An 18,071-nucleotide genomic window follows, 5' to 3' on the forward strand; every position below is an offset into this window, starting at 1 on the left:
GTCATCGAGAGGAGGTGCAGCGAAGCCAACCGGAGGCGATGACCCACGGATGGATGCCGGAGCGAAGGTACGCCGAGCCTAGGCGAGGGGGCCGGACGGTGGGGCAAGCGTTTTTTGCTTATTTTTTTGCTGGGCCGGCACACCGGCGTTTGAAAAAAAGTGAGTCGCCGTAAGGGCGAAACCATAGGTGGCCGTTACCGCAGGAATGGATATGTACACGGACAAATAGCTATCGCCAGCAGGCTAGCTCCCACAGTGGAGCGAGCGCTTCTGCAGGAATGGATATGTACACCGTAAGTTCGCCTTCGCTGGCAAGCCAGCTCCTACAGTGGGGCGAGCGTTTCGGCGGGAATGGATATGCACATCAACAAATAGCCATCGCTGCGATGCGGCGGCCCGACAAGCCAGCCCACAGTAGTGAGCGTTACCGCAGGAATGGGCAACCGCAGCCCAGGGACTTTCGCCCCCAGGCTGTCGTCTTTCACCCCGCTATTGCGCCACCCCCGGCAGCGGCTCATCACTCACCCGCAACAACCCCCACATCCCGCCCAGATTGCCGAACGCCGCATAGTCCCGGTACAGGTAATCCCCCGCCACTGCGTTGGCGCCGCCGGCGCTGGGGAACATGAAGCTGAAGTGCGCGGCGGGGAGTACGCTTTCCTGGGCGCCGATGTACATGGCCATGGGGTTGTAGCCGAAGCGCACCGAGCCGATGCCGGCGTCTTTCATCGGGTAGCCCCAGAGGTCGACCCTTTCCGCCTGGAACGGGTTGAACGCCCAGATGTGGCCGTCGAGCTGGAAGGTCGCGCCGCGGCTGCCGCCCGAGGGCATCAGTACGTGAGTGCGGAACGGCTGGCCGGGCTTGACCCGCAGGATCGGGGTCACCGGGTCGCCACCCACCAGGCTGTTGCTGTAGGCCCGGTGCGCATGGGGTACCGCACCGAGGCCGTGGCCGCCGGCCTGGCCGAAGGGTGCGTCCGGGGCGCGGGCGAAGCGGTACCACAGTGGCTCGCTCTTGTAGTTGATGGCCATGTCCGAGTTGTCTTTGGGGTCGTTGGGCACGCCCGGTCCCTCGGACGCCATGTTCTCCACCGGCAAGCCGTTGGCCCAGCGCATGTTCAGCGATTTCTGCCAGACCATCGCGAAGTCGCGATACGGGGTGCCCCCCGGCGCCTGCACCGTGGCCGAGGCCCGGGACGCGGCATCCTCCTGCCAGGTCGAGCCGTGCGGGGTGATGGTCATGGCCGCCACCAGGCCTTTCTGCGGTTGCTTGATCGGGTCGGCCGGCATCAGGTTGAGGCCGCCGAACTCGATGGGCGTGGCCTGAATCACGTCGACGTTGCGTCCCAGTTGCGAGGCCACCGGTTGGCCGGCGCGCTCCAGGTGCCCGGCGTAGTACTGGTAGGTCCGGCTCGGCCAGGCGCCGCTGTTGCCGATCCGCGGCGCCACAGTCTGCACCGGGTTGCCGCCGACGTTGAAGCCATCGGACTTGCTGATGTCGTAGGTCAGCAACTGCGCGTGCAGGCCGACGTGGCTGGAAGGCCGCATCAGGTTGTTGTTGAAGGTGCTCGAACCCTGCGCGCCGGAACGATCACGCTTGACCGTGCCTTGCATCACCGCGTTGTTGACCAGGTCCGGCATCACCAGCGGCAGACGGTTTTCCAGGGTGATGTTGATGCAATCACCGGCGGCGGCGCGCAGTACCAGCGGCTCGATCGGCACCCCGGGCTTGAGCTTGCCGCTGACCGGGTCGAGGTCGGCCTTGCGCACATAGAGGATGGCGGTCGGGTCGTGCAACGGCCCGGACTGCCCGCCAATGGTGAAGGTCTCGCCATCTTCAGGGTCGAAGACAGTCACCTGCGGCACAGTCACCGGCCTCGGGTTGTAGACCAGGGTGCCGCCCAGCGGGTTGAGCGGACCGCCGACATGCTGGCCGTCGCCGGCCGGGTCGCCGATGGTCAGGCCCAACGGGTTGGCGAGGATGTCGTTGGCCAGCGCCGCGACCACTTCGTAGTTGCGCTGCACCGTCGGCCGGGTGCCAATGCCGTTGGGATTGGGCCCGGTGCGCGGGCACACGCCATTGAAGTTGGCGGTGTTGCGCGCGGTCACCGGGCGCGGGTTGTTGGGCAGCGGGAACAGGTCGCTGCGGGTTTGCGAGTAGTTGCGCATGATGCCCCACAGGCCGCTCCAGTAACCCTCCAGCGACGCATCCATGGAATACAGGTAGTCGCCGGTGTCGCTGGCGGCGCTGGACATCATCGCCACCGGCGCCATGAAGCCGAACTGCTCGGAGATCGCGATCATCTGCGAGGCCTTCCAACCGGTGTTGGAGCTGTTGCCAAAGCCGCTGCCGGAATGCAGCCACTTGACCCCGTGCATGGTCACGTTGTGTTCCTCCTCATGGCCGCCGGCATTCACCCGCAGGCGTACGTTGTCACCGGTGTAGGTGCGCAAGGTCGGGGTGAAGGGATCGCCCGGCATGTCGCCGCGATTGATGTGTGCCGGCATCAGCGTGACCCCGCCCGTCGGCCCGGTCGCCGAACGGATCGCACTCGGGGCCAGGTTGAGCGCCGGGATCGCCCGGTCGGTGCGGCTTTGCAGGGCGTAGGCCAGATCACCGGCCAGGCCATCGGCCTGCATTCCGGGCTTGCCATCCGGCGCGATCTTGTTCGGGTCGTAGATGCGCAGCCCCAAGGGCTCGTGGCGATAGTTGACGACGAAGATCCCCGGATCGGAGGCCGAGATTGCCTGTGGGCAGGGTCGCGTCGGGCAGGTCAGCAATTGCCCGCTGGCCACTTCCAGGACCGAGTCCAGGCGGTTGGCCGCAGCCTTGCGCCCCGGCGGGTTGATCGCGTAGCGGAAGCTGTCGGCGGTGGCCGGGAAGGCGCCCGCATTGGGAATGCCATCGGGGCCAGCACCGACATACACGCCGGCTTCATAGGCGTGCTGGAAGTCACTGAACTCGAGGAAGAACTCGCGGAAGCTGTCGTTCTTGCTGTCGCCGTCGAGGTCTCCGGTTTCGATCACCGCTTGCCAGGACGTCGGACCGCCGTCCTGGCGCCCGCCGCCGTTGTACAGGGACTCACCGGTCTCGGCGTGGTACCACTTGGAACCCGCCGGTTCGGCCAGCACCGTGGCATACATGCCCACTTGCTGGTGAGTCGATGGGCCGAGGTGGTCATGGGTGAAGATGTTGCCCAGGCCGCGATCGATGTTGTGCACGTTGAGCACCGGGTCGGCGAACCAGCGCTGCAACAGGGTCCGCGCGCCGAGCCAGTCGGCACGGTTGAACTGGCCGAAGAATGGATGCTGCTTGGCCACCGGACAATCGCCGCTGCCTTCGCGGGGGTCGCCGGCCTGGCAATTGTTAAAGCGGCGAATGGCGTGGATACGCTCGACCACGGTGGACGGCGAAAGCACGCCGTCCTCGTAGTTCCAGCCGTTGGCCGAGCCGTCAGCGGCGGTCAAGTCCCACTTGGGCAAGTGGATGTGCTGGCCGATGACATCGGTGGGCGTGCGCACCTGGAAATCGTCCAGCTCATACACCGACGGCACCAGGTTGGTGTGTTGGTACATGGTGCAATCGAAGGTGTTCATGCGCATCACCAGCGGCTCCGGCGGACGCTGCTTGGTGATCACCGGCCAGGCGTCCTCCCACAAGGTGAGGATGCGAGTCTGCGGGAAGTGGTAGCCGACCTTGTTGAACACCGCGTCGAACTGGATATTGGCGCCCTTGTACACACGCGGGTGATCGGCACTGAACGGCGAGGCGCCACTGAACGACTGGGCGTCGAGGCGCTCGCCACTGTTGAACAGGCCGGCGCCGGCGCTGCGCAGCAGGCGTTTTTGCCGATCGTCCATGCACGGCTCGAAGAACGGCGCACCGGCCACCGGCGGCGCACCGTTGGTGAGGAAGTTGCGCGGCTGCAGTTCACCGCTGGGCAGCACGGCGAAGCTCGGGTGGGACGGTTTGGCGTGAAAGGCCATGGCCGCCTGTTCGACCTCGGTGCCCTCCTCCGGGAAATACACCGGTTTGGCCCGTTCCAGCGACTTGCTCATGTCCAGCGAAGTGGTGGTCACCTGCGCCTCACCGCCCGCCGCCCAGCCATCCAGGCCATGCCGCGCGAGGCCGCCATCCCAGCCACCGGCCTGGGCCGGGTCGAGCGCCGACCACAAGGCCTTGCCGCTGTCGCGCAGGGCAGTGGCGGTGGGTGCGTCGAGCATGTCCAGCGGTGGGGTGGGCGGACGTTGGCCGACGGTGCTTTCGAGGCCGCCGATCCAGAACGGATAGCCAGGGTTTTTCAGGCTGCCATCGGCGTTGCGGTTGGCTTCGCTGCGGTCGACCAGGGCCAGCGAGCCGACCACTTTCGGCCCGCCGTGAGCCGGGCTATCGTCGCCCGCCTCGTGCTCGGCGACCTGGGTTTCACCACTGATTTTCGGGATCACCACCACTTTGCCGGGCATCGGCGGCAGGGCTTTGCCCGGTAACGGCACCACCGCCGGAATCGGCGTACCGGCGACGATCTCGCCATCGGGCAAGGCCCGCGCCCCGGTGGCTGGCAGGCCACTGCGCAAGGCGAACGGCTCGGCGTGGTAGTCGTTGCTGCCCTCTTGGGTCACCGCCAGCCGCGTGCCCTCTTCGAACACATCGTGGATGCGCCACATGGCCCACATGCCCTGGGCGAAATGCGGGTAGAAATGGCAGTGATAGATGGCATCGCCGACCACCCGGTTGCGGTTGCCGGAGCCGCCGTGGGCGATCTCGTAGGTGTAGCCCGAACCCGGGCCGACGCCCTGGGCGTCCATGTAGTCGGAGTTGTCATCGTTGGGGTTGAACAACCATTGGTGGCCGTGCAGGTGGAACACGTGCTGCTCGTAGCCGACGCTGATATTGCGAAATTTCACCGCATCGCCGAGGTAGCTGTGGGCGACGTTGGAGGGCTCGGCAGGGTACAGCGCCATGCTCGCCTTGATCCCGACGCTGTCGGTCGGCGGCACCTGGCCGGGCGCGAGGGTTTCCAGGCCGGTGTTGGCCGGCACGTCGACCTGCATGGCGATATCGCCGGTGGCGTGGGCGCTGAGGAAGAACTCTTCATAGGCGCAGGACAGGCAATCATGCATCGGCCCGACCCCGACGCGGTTGGCGATGACCTCGGCGCCCATGCCGCCGGAACCGTAGTTGACCATGAAGGCGTCGCGCGCCGGGTCGAGCATCTGGCCGAACACCGGGTCGCCCCAGAAGCCGGGAAAGGCCTGGATCACCGCCGACTGATCATGGAACACCGCCGCAAAATCGCGGAACGGCTCCAGCCGATTGGGCAGGCTGGGGTTGCGTCGCCCCTGGCTTTCCAGCGGATAAGTGGTGGGCGGGAAGCTGCCGTCGGCGTTGGGCCCCATGACGATGGCGTCGGCGTTGCTGGCGATGATCTCGTTGCCGTCGGCCATGGCGAGGATCGGCTTGCCGGCCTTGCCTTCGGCAATCCAGGGTTGCTGCACCGGGTAGCGTGCCTGGTAGTCGAGCACCGGCTGGCCGGCTGGCGTGCGCCCGCGCGTGGCCAGGCGCATGTCTTCTTCGGTGACCGTGTTGTGATAGGCGCGACCGCCTTTGGGCAGCACCACTACCTGGCCGAACAGGCCGTTGCCGACGTTGCCAGACGAGCCTTCGCTGCCGAAGGTGGCACCGTAGCTGGTGGCGACGAAGGTGCCTTCGCGCTCGGCATACAGGGTGTAGCTGCGGCTTTGCCCGGGGGCCAGCAGGGTGTTGTCGTTGCGCCCGCTGTTGGCGGAAATATCGTTGATCGAACCGAACGCCTGCAGGCCGTTGACCTGGAAACCGACGTGGCGGTCGGCGACTTGTGCATCGACATGCAACTCGCCCAGCGCCGGGTTCTCGTGGTCATTGCCCTGGCCATTGGGGTTGGCCTGGAGCGCCAGCAGGTTCTGCAGGTTGACCGTCAGGCAATCACCGGCGGCGACCCGCAGCACCAGGGGCCGCGGGCGCTTGTCCGGGCGCAGGGTGACTTGACCCGGGGTGGCGCTGCCGCCCTGGGTGATCAACTGGCCATTGCTGTCGACCACATCGGCGCGCAGGGCGTACATCATGCCGTTGGGGTTGTGCGCGCCGAGCCGGTTGAACATCAGCGGCTGGTCCATGGCCACGACATTGGCCACCATCGTGCGCTGGCACTGCACCGCGGCTTCAGCGAATTCACCGCCGGCCAGCCACACGCCGGCGAGGACCGCCAGGCCTCGGGGTTTTCTCAGCCAGGCGCGGATGGATTCGAGTTCAATTCCAGTGTGCAGTTGGGCGCAGATCATGTCGGCAGGCCTCCCAGTCAGTGGATCCAATGTCTGAGTTGGCTTGGCAAAATCTGCGCCACAAAAAAATCATCGGCTATTCAATGAGTTGGAGGCCTGTCCCGGGCACGGGAAACTATTTTTCCGGTATCCCCCACTTCTGGCATGAAAAAACGTCCCCACTGCGGAGGAAATTTTCCCCAGCAATGGGGCACTTGCCCCTGCACCCGATTTTTCGCCTGCGCTGAGAGGGCGTCTGTAACCTGGCCGTCATATTTTGACACAACTTCCCTTGGCCGCCGCTCGAGTGCACCGGTTCAACCCTTATCAGACCTTAGTCCGTGGCCTGCGGCATGCCGCCCACACCCTCCTCTCTTTAATACCGCCGGTTCAGCGGCATCCCCCCGGATCACCGGCTTTACACCCCCCTCAAAGCAAATCGGCACGATCGTTGCTCAAGCCGATTCGACACCCTTCGACCGAGCTGTACCTCAGCCAGCGCCATTTCGAGAGGACTGCATCATGCACAACAGATTGACCCTACTGGCAAGTTCGATCCTGCTTGCGTCACTCAGCAGCGGGACGACACAGGCAGCGCTCTACGCCGTAGACCCGGGAGTCACCGGTGAGCGTCCCTATCCTCTTGAAAGTGGCAACAAGACCGGTTATGCCGCCTGGTACCAGGACACCCACGGCCGGACCCTGGACCTGTGCCTGAGCAAGGCGGTCAGTTCGCGCGTCGCCGGGGTACCCGGCACGCCCTCCTACATGTGCATCCTCAACCCGGCCCCGGGCGAGTTCGATGACACCCAGGCCATCGTGTTCCCGACCAACTTCCCCGATGAAACCTTCTGGTTTGCCGCGGATGGCGCGATCACCGACGCCGCCAGTGGCATTGACCTGGGTTACGGCGCGGCCATCGAAGCAGCGTTCAATGGCGAGGTCGCCGACGGCAATCAACAGAGCTTCGCGCGGATCCGGATTCGCGTGGATGTGCCGGTCGCCGGCGAATACACGATCACTCACCCCTATGGCGTCGACGTGTTCAACGTGACCGCCCAGGATATGCTCGACACCGGCGGCACCCGGGCGATCAACATGACCCGCGATATCGGTATCGGCCCCTCCGGTGACTATACCGGCGCGTTGAAGGGCGATATCGGACCGTTCCTGCGCAGTGTCAATGGCCCCTACACCGAGACCAATCCGGACACTGGCCAGGCGGAAAAATTCGTCGGCGACCCCAACTTCGAAGAGCAGGTCACCGGCAGCCCCTTCAATACCAACTTCCTGCGGGTCCAGGGCCCGAACGGCATCGATGTGCGCAGCGACGTGTTCGCCGTTTCCGGCAAGCTCAGCGCCGTGGATCTGCCGGCTCCGGCCCTGGTCAAGCGGGCCAGTTACTCGCGGGGCAACGTCAACGGTGCGGTGGTCGCGCACCAGGATGTCTTTACCCTGGCCCCGCCGCCACCCGGTTCGGTCAGCTTCCTCGACAGTGCAGGCACGGCCGTGACCATGACGGAAGCCAACTCGACCGGCAGCTGGTATGGCCAGTCGGTCGTCAACCCCTCGATACCGGCGACCCTGCAAGTGACCGCCGACAACCACCTGGCGATTCCCACCGCCCTCGCACCCACTACCGTGCCCGTGTCGTTGACCGACCTGGTCACCATCACCCGCGCCGAATACAGCGTCGGCGGCGGCCAGTTGACCATCGCCGCGTCGAGCAGTGACCGCACCTCGCCGCCCGCCATGACCGCTTACGTCGACAGGAGTGGCGCGCTGCTCGGTCCTCTTGTCGGCAACGGCGCCGACAAGGTCGGCACGCCTTCGACCGGCCGAGTTCCACCGGCACGAGTACGGGTGGTTTCGGCGAACGGCGGTAGCGATACAGAAGAAGTGGTCATCGTCCCATGACCCTTTCGAATTCGAATAGAGCGCCAGGAGGTTTCATGAACACGTGGCCACGTTTCATCTTCAACACACTGAGCCTGTCGATTGCCATGGCCGGGAGTGCCAGCGCCGCCCTGCAGAGTTTCGACCCGGGGCCCTACACCCTCGCCAGCGGCCGATTCCCGATGTGGTATCAGGACTTCAGCAATGTAAAGCTCGAACTGTGCCTGGTGAAGACCGTCAGTTCGCGCGCGCCGGGCACCGCAGCAGCCCCCGGCTACATGTGCACCATCCCCGCGGATGCCATATTCAATCCGGCCGATCCGATCATCTTCCCGAACAACTGGCCGGGTGAAGCCTTCTGGTTCACCGCCGACGGCAGTGTCGGCGACCGCACCTACGGCATCGAGCAGTACGTTGCGGCACTCGAAGCGGTAGCGGGCGAAGGCCAGATCGTCGATGGCGAGCAACACAACTTCGCGCGTATCAGGATCCGCGCCTCCGTGCCCACCGCGGGCATGTACACCGTGCGCCATCCCTACGGTACCAAAACCTACGTGGTCACCACCCCCGGCCGGCGGGCGATCAACGACACCAGCGACGTCGGCATCGCCACGCTCAACTATTCCGGCGCCTTGCAGGGCGCCCTCGGACCGTTCCTGTACAGCGCCACCGCAACCAATGTGCTGACCAATGCCGAAGGCGTGGAAATTGCCCGCTACTTCACCGAGACCAACCCGGAAACCCAAAAGGTCGAGAAATTCATCGGCGACCCGAACATCACTGACACGGTACGCGGCAGCCCGGTGCTCGATGCCCAGGGTCAACCGCAGAACTACCTGGAGATTTCCGGTCCTCCCGGCACGCTGCATACCCCGCTGCTGGCGATCTCCGGCAAGCTGTTCGACGAGCGCACCCAGACCCCGGTGGAGATCGAGCGTGTCACCTACGAGCGTGACGGCGGTGGCTCTAAAGTCGAAGTATTCGTCGACTCGCACCGCACCATCAATAACCAGCCCCCCACCCCGGCAGCTGCCTCGGTCTGCTACCGCACCACCCTGGCTCTGGTTGGAACGACACAGGCGCCTTGCATCTCCGGCTCGGAACTGTTGAGCAACAACAGCGGCTATTTCTACACCCGCTTTACGACACCGGACGCCCCGCCCTCGGTGGTGGTGCTGACCGCCAGCGAACTGGGTATTGCCTACAAACCCACCTCGGTATCACGCACCCCGATCGATGTGGTGAAAATCACTGCCGCGAACTACGATCCGGCCTTGCATCGCCTGACCATCAAAGCCAACTCCAGCGACAAGGTCCTCAACCCCAACCTGGTTGCCGAAGGCTACGGTCCGCTGCCAGGCAACGGCACCCTGGAGGTCAACGATGTAGCGCAACCACCGGAAAGCGTGACGATCAAATCGGCTGCCGGCGGCGCAGACACCGAACCGGTGGTGATCGGCGGCATCGCCGATACCCCCGGCGAGAACAACAAGCCTCTGGCAGTGGCCGATAACGCCAGCACCAGTTCGGGAGTGCCGATCACGATCAATGTGCTGGCCAACGATACGGATCCCGACGGAGACGTTCCGCTGACCATCGACAGCGTCGTGCAGCCGCCAGCAACGCAGGGCTCGGTGGCACTTAACGGCACCACCAGCCTGACCTACACCCCACCGATCACCAATGCCGCAATGACGGTGAAATTCAGCTACATCGCCCGGGACAAAAAAGGCCTGGCTTCGGAACCTGCGGTGGTCACGGTCGCCGTCAGCCCTAACCAGGCACCTGTGGTGGTCAACGACACCGCTGCCAGCCAGGGCGGAACCTCGACCATCAACGTCCTTGCCAATGACTTCGACCCTGAGGGCAACAACCCGCTGACCGTGATCCTCCTGACCCAGCCGGGCGCCGGCCAGGGCAGTGTGACCACCAACGGCACAGTGCTGAACTACACCGCACCGCAGCCACTCAACAGTGCCTTTACCACCACCTTTACCTATCAGGTCAGGGATTCGCTGGGGGCGCTGTCGACACCGGCCACGGTCACCATGCAGGTCACTCCGCTGGTCACCCAGGAAACCCTGGTCCTGACCACCGCCGAAGCCCGCGCACGTTCCAACAACCGCTTCACCTGGGACATCTCGGGGACCTCCTCGGCGGTGGTGGGCAACACCATCACCGTGCAGGTCAGCACGGCCAGTGGCCCGGTCACCCTGGGCACTGCGACAGTACCGGTCACTGGCCGCTGGCGCCTGACGGCGACCACCACGACCATCGTGCCTAGCGCCACCAACCCGACCGTCACCCTGCGCTCGTCCCTTGGCACCGTGCGCACCGCGCCGCTGGTGGTCCAATAGCAACCGACCCCGCCTCCTTCACCGGAGGCGGATTTCAACCTCGCCATACGGTCCATCGATGGTTGCCCCGCAGGGCGCTGTCGATGGACTACTTCCCCCGCCCTGCCCTGGTTCCTCTGGTATCACCCCAACCTGAACTGTAGGCGCTGGCTTGCCAGCGAAAAACGCCCAGGCACCGCGTTCATTCTGGAAGGAGGTGGTGACGCTGAGTTCTTCGCTGGCAAGCCAGCTCCTACAGGGATTTGCGGTGATACCTATCTTGTGATCCCCCCCCAACATCGCAGGAGCAACTAGCCTGCGGCATATCTGACATTCATCTCACCTTGGAAACAACAAGGTCACCGCAAATCGAAAACCCCACCCCTGCGGCCCATCTTCAGGGCTGTCGAGCCAGTAGCGTGGCCCGGCCTGCACCGTCAGCGGCTGGCCGCTGATTTTCAGCAGTTGCGTCACCGTCAGATTGACCGGCACCGCCCATTCCCGCGACTGCCAGTCAAAGGTGGATTCGCTGTTCACCCCGTAGGTGGTCAGGGTGCTGGTGGTAAAGGACAGGAACGGCTGCACGAACGTCTGGTTGACCTTCTGCTTGTCATCCGGCGGGCTGCCGTCCAGGCCCCAGATATGGTTGGCAAGTACCCCGTGGGTCCAGCCATTGGCCTGTTGCAGCGCCACCACCGTCGGCCCCATGCCCCACTGCTCGCTGCCGAGTAATTCATTGCTGCCAGTGGGAATCAGAATCGCCGGCCCGGCGCCGAGGATCCAGCCACTGGCCGTGGGCTGCTTCGGCGAAAAGAAAAAACTCTGGGTGATATCCCCCACCCCGGACTTGTCCGCAAAACCACCGTCCACCAGGCCATGTTGATCAATCACCGGCAGGATCGTGCGCGAGATCAGGTTCCACTCATCATTGAGGGTAAACGGCAGTACCGGCTGGATATTGGTCACGCTGTGCATGCCCTCGCCGCTCGGCCCCATCTTCTGATCCCAGTTGTACTGCACCGGCAGGCTGTACATGGCTGCCACCGGGTTGAGGGCTTTTTTCGCCAGCTCCGCCGAGTCTTCGGCCTGGGCGTTGGGGATCAGGCACAAGGCGGCGGCGAAGGCTGAAGAGGTGAAGCGGTTTTGCCTGTTTGAGCCCATGGTTGATGACCCCCTGTCAGTGGCTGATTTGCGGCAAGCGGTAAGCGTAGGTGATGGGGGGTGATGTGCAATCAGGGTGGAACTCAGCTGATAAGAAATCCTTATTGAGCATCACGGTAAATCATTAGATCTAATGACCTGGAACGGTTAAAACACTGGCAGTAGCAGCCGGCCAATGCTCGATTGCTCCTGCAGGAAATGGCCACCTACACCCAGGGAACCTGCAACCTTCATGACCAAGGAAACCTCCATGTCTTTTCTCGTTCCCGTGCTTGACCCCCGCATCGCCGAGCTTGCACCCGGTTTCCGTGCCCTGAGCATCAGCGTTGAAGCGACGCCAATCCTTGATCCTCAATTCGCCACACGCGCCCTGGCGGATGCTTGCGAAACCCTGGCCGCCGACAGGCCGAATTGGGCGCAAGGTCATCTGGCTGCCTGGGCGGAGACCTTCAGGCTGTTCGGCGCCAAACCCCAGCGCACCCCGTGCTCGGCAGAAGCCTTGCGCAAGCGGGTGCTGCGGGACGGGACGCTGGCCGGCATCGACCCGATCGTCGATCTCTACAACGCCATCAGCATCAAGTACGCGCTGCCGATTGGCGGGGAAAATTTCGATGCCTACGTGGGTGCGCCGCGCCTGACCATCGCCGATGGGACTGAGCTGTTTGACACCGTCAAGGACGGCAACACCGTGCACGAGTCGCCCGAACCAGGCGAGGTGATCTGGCGCGATGAGCTGGGGGTGACCTGCCGTCGCTGGAACTGGCGCCAGGGCTCCCGGACGCGGCTGGACTGCAGTGCGAAACGGATGTGGTTCATTCTGGAGAGCTTGCCGGCAATGCCCATGGAGGCACTGAGGATGGCCGGTGATGAATTGACGCTAGGTCTGCAGCAACTGATGCCGGGGGCAAGAATCGAAAGCCGGTTGATCGGGTTCAATTAAGCCCAGGTTTCAACTTTGTAACCGCTCCATTACCCTGCGCACAGCCCCGCCTGAAAACACCCCATGCACTCAAGGAAGAATCAACATTGAAAACAGCTCTGGGCGCCCTGCTGCTGATCGGCCTGTCTGCCACCACCCACGCTGACACCCACCCCATCGGCTTCTACAGCACCACCCTGGCGGATCCGCAGCGACCGTTGGAAATGGTGGTCTGGTACCCCGCGACCACCACTGCCAAGGCACAGGTGATCGACGACAACCCGGTGTTCGTCAGTGGCTCTGCCGTGCGCGACGCGCCGCCGAGCGCTGGCGAGCATCCCTTGGTGGTGCTGTCCCACGGTTATCGCGGCAACTGGAGCAACCAGATGTGGCTTGCCACGGCCCTGGCCGATCAGGGCTACATCGTCGCGGCAGTGAATCACCCGGGCAGCACCACCCACGACCGCAGCCCGCAAGCGGCGGCGCAGTTGTGGCAACGGCCGATTGACCTGCGTCGAGCGATCGAAGCAGTGCAGGCAAAGCCCGAGCAATTTGGCGCGGTCGCAGCGCAGCGCATTGCCGTGGTCGGCCACTCCCTCGGAGGCTGGACGGCCCTGGAAATGGCTGGAGCACGTTTCGATCCCGAGCGTTTCGCCGAGGATTGCAAAGTCCATACGAAGCTGAGCAGTTGCAGGGTCTATCAACAGATGAATCCCGCGAGCACCGCGCAGGCCAAGGCCCAACTGGCGGCCGACCGGCGCTACCCGGCGGTCACCGCCATCGTCTCGCTGGACCTCGGCCTGTCACGCGGCATGACCGACGCCAGCCTCGCCACGCTGCCCGTGCCGATCCTGGTGATTGCCGCCGGCGCGCCCTCCGACGACCTGCCTGCGCAACTGGAATCCGCCGACCTGGCCAGACGTCTGCCAGCGGCCAGCAGTCGTTACGTCGAGATCAAGGACGCCACGCACTTCAGTTTCATGTCGATCTGCAAACCGGGCGCCATTGAAATGCTGGAAGAGGATGCGCCCGGGGATGGCGTCATTTGCCGCGATGGCGAGAATGCGCGGTCGCGGGAGGCGATTCAGCAAGAGGTGGTGGGGTTGGTGACGGAGTTTCTGGCGAAGGCTGCGCTGGGGACGCCTTGAACGGCAAAAGCCTGGCAACCCAGCGCAGAAGTACCCTGTAGGAGCGAGCCTGCTCGCGAAAAACGTCAACGATAATGCGGGCATTCTGAATGAATGCGGCGCCTTGAAGTTTTTCGTCGGAACGCCGCCCGGAGCTAGCTCGCTCCTACAGGGTCATGCATGCCCGGCGTTAACCGTAGACTTCCTCCACGCGACGGGCCTTGGCGGCAAAACCCACCAGGACGACCAGGACCGCGGCAAGCACCAACGAGGAACCTATGGTGCCAAAGTCCAGGCCGCCCTTTTCATGGGGCTTGGTCAGGAAGTCGCCGAGGGTTGCACCGAACGGTCGGGTGAGGACAAACGCCAACCAGAACAACAGCACGCCGGAAATACGTGTGTAAAACCTGGCCAGCACCACGACGGCAATCGCCGAACCAATCAGCAGTGCGCCACCGGCAAAGCCGAGGCCGGAGTCATCCGCCAAATAGTCGCCCAGGGCAGTGCCCAGGGTGTTGGAGATCAGAATGGCGGTCCAGTAGAACAGCTCGCCCCTGGTGGTATGGGTGCTGTCCACTGACAGGCTTTTTTCGCTCAGGCGCCAGACGGCAAAAATCGTGATCAACAGGCTGATCAAAATCAGCGAGCCCGAGGCATAACCCAGGCCCAGGGTGCGGTCCATAAAGTCCGACATGGTCGTGCCCGCAGTGCTGGTGGAGAGGATCACGATCCAGTACAGCACCGGGTTGTGACGCTTGGAAAACAGCTGCAAGCCCAGGGTCACCAGAAACGCGCTGATCAGGATCAGCGAACTCATGGCATAGCCCACATTCAGGGTCATGGACAGCAGATCACCGGCTGTTTCGCCAAGCGTCGTGGCACAGATTTTCATCACCCAGAAAGCCAGGGTTATTTCCGGTAGCTTGTTCAGACTGACAGGGGTACTCATGAGATGAGGCATTCCAGATCAAGTAAGGGTATAGACGGACCAGGTTGCACAACGAAGGTCCCTGCACGCTCTGTATCAGGCGCTCTTGCAAGCAACGCCGACTTGCGCGAACGCAACGATACAAGCCAATACTTAGCCGAAACTGAGGGATGGGATCGCCAGGGTTGTTTGAAAGCGCAGACAGGTCACAGCGCAGGTTTCCAGCAGCTGACCGTTCAGTTGCCAGCGCTGTTCAACCGCTGCAGCTCAAGTTGCCGGGCGGCGCTGGCTTCAAGGTTCAAGCGCTCCTGGTCCAGATACCGATAGATGCTTTGGAAGTTGGCAATTTTCTCTTTGATTTCCGCCATCTTCTTTTCAATCAACTTGGCGCCTTCAGCACAATCGATCAGCTGATTGCGCTGGGCCTGCAGGATCTCGCCGATTTCCCCCAGGGAAAAACCCATGCTTTGCGCACGCTGGATAAACACCAGATCCTGCAGGGTTTGCTCGGTGTAACGACGGTAGTTGTTGGTTTGCCGCAGCGGTGAGATCAGGCCGATTTGTTCGTAGTAACGCAACGTGTGACGGCTGGCGCCGCTGCGGGCCTCGAGTTCACCGATTTTCATGAAAAACACCGCTTGACTGTAGAGTTGGGTCGATAGTTTACGCTTGATTTCTAACCTTAAACAGGAGCTGGAAAATGAGCGTGGAGTGCTTTGTCACCGGGGGGACCGGCTTCATCGGTCAACATTTGCTGGCGAACCTGAGTGCAAAAGGTCACACCGTTCGGGTGTTGATGCGCCGCCCGGAGCGACTGGCGGCGCTGCGCGAGCAAGTCGACCAGCTGGGCGGCAGCGGCACGCGAATTTTTGCCGTGGCGGGCGATCTGCAACAGCACAACCTGGGGCTGAGTCCGGCTGACCGAGCAGTACTGAAGCACGCCGCCGTGGTGTTCCATCTCGGCGCCCACTTCGCCTGGGGGCTCACAGCGGAGCAGTCGCGCGCGGTGAATGTTGAAGGGGCAAAGCGCGTGGCGCTGCTGGCGGCCGAGCAACACAGCCGGATGGTGATGATCGGCGGCTACATGCTGAAAAACCACGAACACCTGCAACGCATCGGCATCGATCCTGATCATCCGCAGCGCACCGACTGGTCTGCCGTGTACCGGCGCGTCGGTGGGTACGAGGGCAGCAAGCTGGAAGCACATTTTTCGACCTTGGAGCTGATGGCCGCCAAGGGCGGCGAGATCACCGTGGTCCACCCTTCCACGGTCTGTGGTCACAGCCGCACCGGGCATATTCTTGAAGGCCAGCCGCTGGTGGACCTGATCCGCAACCTGGTGCAGGGAAAGCTCACGGCAGTGCCCGGCAGCCCCAGGCATTGGCTGCCATTGGTGACTGTGGATCACCTGGTCGAGCTGGTGGCGGTGAGTGCGTTTGATCCGGCCATGGCCGGCCAGGAGTTGCTGGCGCTGGATGACCAGACGCCCAATTTGCGTGAGCTACTGGTACAAGTGGCGCAACCGGTTGGCGTAAAATCTCCCAGGCACCACATTCCGCTGCCCGTGCTGAAGTTGCTCCTGAGCATTGCGCCCATCGCGCGATTCCTCAATTCAAAACCCGAAGCCCTGGACTTTATCCAGACCACTCGATTTGATACCACGGCGCTCGAGCAATTTTCCAGGCGGCATGGCATCGCCAAGCCGGATATAGCTCTGTCGGTGCAGCACACGGCGAGGTTCGTCAATTCATGCTACGTAACCCGCTGACGGCTGATTGACGACATCCAGAACGGCATTCCACCAAACACCCCCTCAACAACAAGGATCGTTATCCATGCAATCGACTTTCAGCAAAGGCGTGGTCTTTGCGCTCTGCGCTGCGGCACTGAACGCCACCATCGGTGTACTCAGCAAAGTGCTGATGAGCAGTGGCTTCAGCGCCAGCAGTGTGGCTGTGATCAAGACCGTTTTGGGCTGCCTGCTGCTGTCGGTCCTGTTGGTTTTCCTCAGGCGTCCGGGGCCGTCGATCAAATGGACTCAGGCGGCCATCTGTGCGTTCCTCGGCATCTTTGTGCTGTTCCATTTCGAGACCGCCGCCTACCGCCACTACGCGGCCGCCGGTGTGGTGGTGATATTGATGGCCAGCGCGTCGATCTCCTCGATCATCCTGGGGCGGATCTTCCTCAAGGACGCCATCACCGCCAACGCCACCGTCGGCGCTGCGCTGGCGATCGCCGGGATCGCGGTGATCTTCGGCGCCGACCTGCAGCAAGGCTTTACCCTGCAAGGGGCTGCGCTCGCGGCCATGGGCGGCTGCGGTTATGGGGCCTTTTCGGTGGCCATGAAGCGCATGGGCGTGTCCGGAGGACTGCATTTCACCCGCCAACTGCTGTTCTTTGGCAGCCTGTACCTGCTGATGCCGGCGGCGGCCGATGGCTTCGCGATCGGCGAACTGTCGCCGCTGGCAATCGCCGCCCTGCTGGCCCTGGCCACCCTGCCGACCATCCTCGGCTTCTTCTGCACCACCAAAGCCATCGAGTATCTCAAGCCCTCCCAGGTGCAGGCGCTGGAGCTCACCGAACCCCTGTTCGCCGCCCTGCTGGCGTTTGTCGCGCTCAACGAAGTACCCCGCGACAGCTTGTACGCGGGGGCGGCGCTGATCATTGCCGGACTGTGTTTCTCCAACGAATTGATTCGGTTGGGCAGGAAGGCGGTTGTGGCTTCGGCTGAGTGAGGTGTTTTGGGGGGCCAGGGACGTTGCGATCCAGAGTTATCAGGTGGTTTGAACAACTGAAGGGTATTGGCCGATTTCAGCTTGTGGTGACAGGCTGATTCGGCCAGAAGCGGACATCTGCCCCACGCGACCAGATCCTTTATCAGTCGTCCTGAATCTCCTCCAACACTCGGCCATCAACCAACGCCTGGATATCTGCGAAGACGTCCGCAGCCAGGCTGGCCGGGACACCCCAATAGTCAAAGATTCCGCCCTCATCCCGGTTTTGGCCGCAGGTGACGAAAACGCCGGTTCCAAAACGTTGCTTCAACCGCATCGCCAACCAGCCCACGAACCCGCTGTTGTCGGCACCTTCAGGGAAGTGGAAACGAAATACGCCAAACAGCTCTTGCCCGGCGTCTTTGTACGGGACGAGTTGACTCCACACCTTGTCGTCCCGAACGAGTGCCAGTGCGTCGGGATGCGCCGCATCAGGAAACGACGATAGAGGGAATTCCAGAAACGCATAGGTGCCAGGCAAGAATCTGACTCGCGCCTGAGTGGTCACGTGCAACAACCGGCGCTCAGTAGCGGCCACTGTTTCATTGGATATGTTCACCATTTCATTTTTCTCCCCGCGCCTCGAAGCGCCAGTGCTCAATCTGATTGACCGAAGCCATGCTAGACAGGGTG

General features: G+C 63.1%; 11 protein-coding genes. 6 read left to right on the forward strand and 5 right to left on the reverse strand.

Annotation, left to right across the window (positions count from 1 at the left end; all coding sequences use genetic code 11):
* Nucleotides 1-489 precede the first annotated feature (489 nt).
* The gene (gene mnxG / locus ACZYR5_RS29025) at nucleotides 490-6,318 is read right to left on the reverse strand and encodes a manganese-oxidizing multicopper oxidase MnxG (RefSeq protein ID WP_489092803.1); all 5,829 of its coding nucleotides are present in this window, start codon (nucleotides 6,316-6,318) and stop codon (nucleotides 490-492) included.
* A gap of 501 nt (nucleotides 6,319-6,819) precedes the next feature.
* On the opposite strand from mnxG, the gene ACZYR5_RS29030 reads away from it, so the two are divergent.
* Nucleotides 6,820-8,214 carry a hypothetical protein gene (locus ACZYR5_RS29030; protein WP_489092802.1) on the forward strand — a complete coding sequence of 465 codons (1,395 nt, stop codon included), beginning with the start codon at nucleotides 6,820-6,822 and terminating at the stop codon, nucleotides 8,212-8,214.
* A 35-nt stretch (nucleotides 8,215-8,249) separates the two neighbouring features.
* On the forward strand, nucleotides 8,250-10,550 hold the full coding sequence (locus ACZYR5_RS29035; RefSeq protein ID WP_489092801.1) for an Ig-like domain-containing protein: 2,301 nt from the start codon (nucleotides 8,250-8,252) through the stop codon (nucleotides 10,548-10,550).
* Between the two features lie 318 nt (nucleotides 10,551-10,868).
* Here ACZYR5_RS29035 and ACZYR5_RS29040 read toward each other — a convergent pair whose 3' ends face one another.
* Nucleotides 10,869-11,690, reverse strand: a complete 822-nt coding sequence (locus tag ACZYR5_RS29040; RefSeq protein WP_489092800.1) for a transporter — start codon at nucleotides 11,688-11,690, stop codon at nucleotides 10,869-10,871.
* A 250-nt stretch (nucleotides 11,691-11,940) separates the two neighbouring features.
* Between ACZYR5_RS29040 and ACZYR5_RS29045 the strand changes: the two genes are divergently transcribed.
* A complete protein-coding gene (locus ACZYR5_RS29045; RefSeq protein WP_489092806.1) occupies nucleotides 11,941-12,630 on the forward strand; it encodes a B3/B4 domain-containing protein in 690 nt (229 codons plus the stop codon).
* 86 nt (nucleotides 12,631-12,716) lie between these two features.
* Nucleotides 12,717-13,757 carry an alpha/beta hydrolase family protein gene (locus ACZYR5_RS29050; RefSeq protein WP_489092799.1) on the forward strand — a complete coding sequence of 347 codons (1,041 nt, stop codon included), beginning with the start codon at nucleotides 12,717-12,719 and terminating at the stop codon, nucleotides 13,755-13,757.
* A gap of 169 nt (nucleotides 13,758-13,926) precedes the next feature.
* Here ACZYR5_RS29050 and ACZYR5_RS29055 read toward each other — a convergent pair whose 3' ends face one another.
* Nucleotides 13,927-14,667 (reverse strand): COG4705 family protein, encoded by a 741-nt coding sequence (locus ACZYR5_RS29055; protein WP_489092805.1) that lies wholly within the window; start codon nucleotides 14,665-14,667, stop codon nucleotides 13,927-13,929.
* A 233-nt stretch (nucleotides 14,668-14,900) separates the two neighbouring features.
* Complete coding sequence (locus tag ACZYR5_RS29060; protein ID WP_489092798.1) at nucleotides 14,901-15,290, reverse strand: MerR family transcriptional regulator; 390 nt, start codon at nucleotides 15,288-15,290, stop codon at nucleotides 14,901-14,903.
* A 74-nt stretch (nucleotides 15,291-15,364) separates the two neighbouring features.
* Here ACZYR5_RS29060 and ACZYR5_RS29065 point away from each other — a divergent pair, with 74 nt between their 5' ends.
* Together ACZYR5_RS29065 and ACZYR5_RS29070 are read left to right on the forward strand one after the other, a co-directional pair.
* Nucleotides 15,365-16,432: an SDR family oxidoreductase gene (locus tag ACZYR5_RS29065; RefSeq protein ID WP_489092797.1), complete on the forward strand. Its 1,068-nt coding sequence runs from the start codon at nucleotides 15,365-15,367 to the stop codon at nucleotides 16,430-16,432.
* A 67-nt stretch (nucleotides 16,433-16,499) separates the two neighbouring features.
* Nucleotides 16,500-17,399 carry a DMT family transporter gene (locus ACZYR5_RS29070; RefSeq protein ID WP_489092796.1) on the forward strand — a complete coding sequence of 300 codons (900 nt, stop codon included), beginning with the start codon at nucleotides 16,500-16,502 and terminating at the stop codon, nucleotides 17,397-17,399.
* Nucleotides 17,400-17,541: 142 nt separating this feature from the next.
* Here the strand turns inward: ACZYR5_RS29070 and ACZYR5_RS29075 are convergent, their stop codons facing one another.
* Nucleotides 17,542-18,000: a DUF6196 family protein gene (locus ACZYR5_RS29075; RefSeq protein WP_489092795.1), complete on the reverse strand. Its 459-nt coding sequence runs from the start codon at nucleotides 17,998-18,000 to the stop codon at nucleotides 17,542-17,544.
* Nucleotides 18,001-18,071: the final 71 nt, after the last annotated feature.

The organism is Pseudomonas sp. F007 (genome assembly GCF_057814275.1).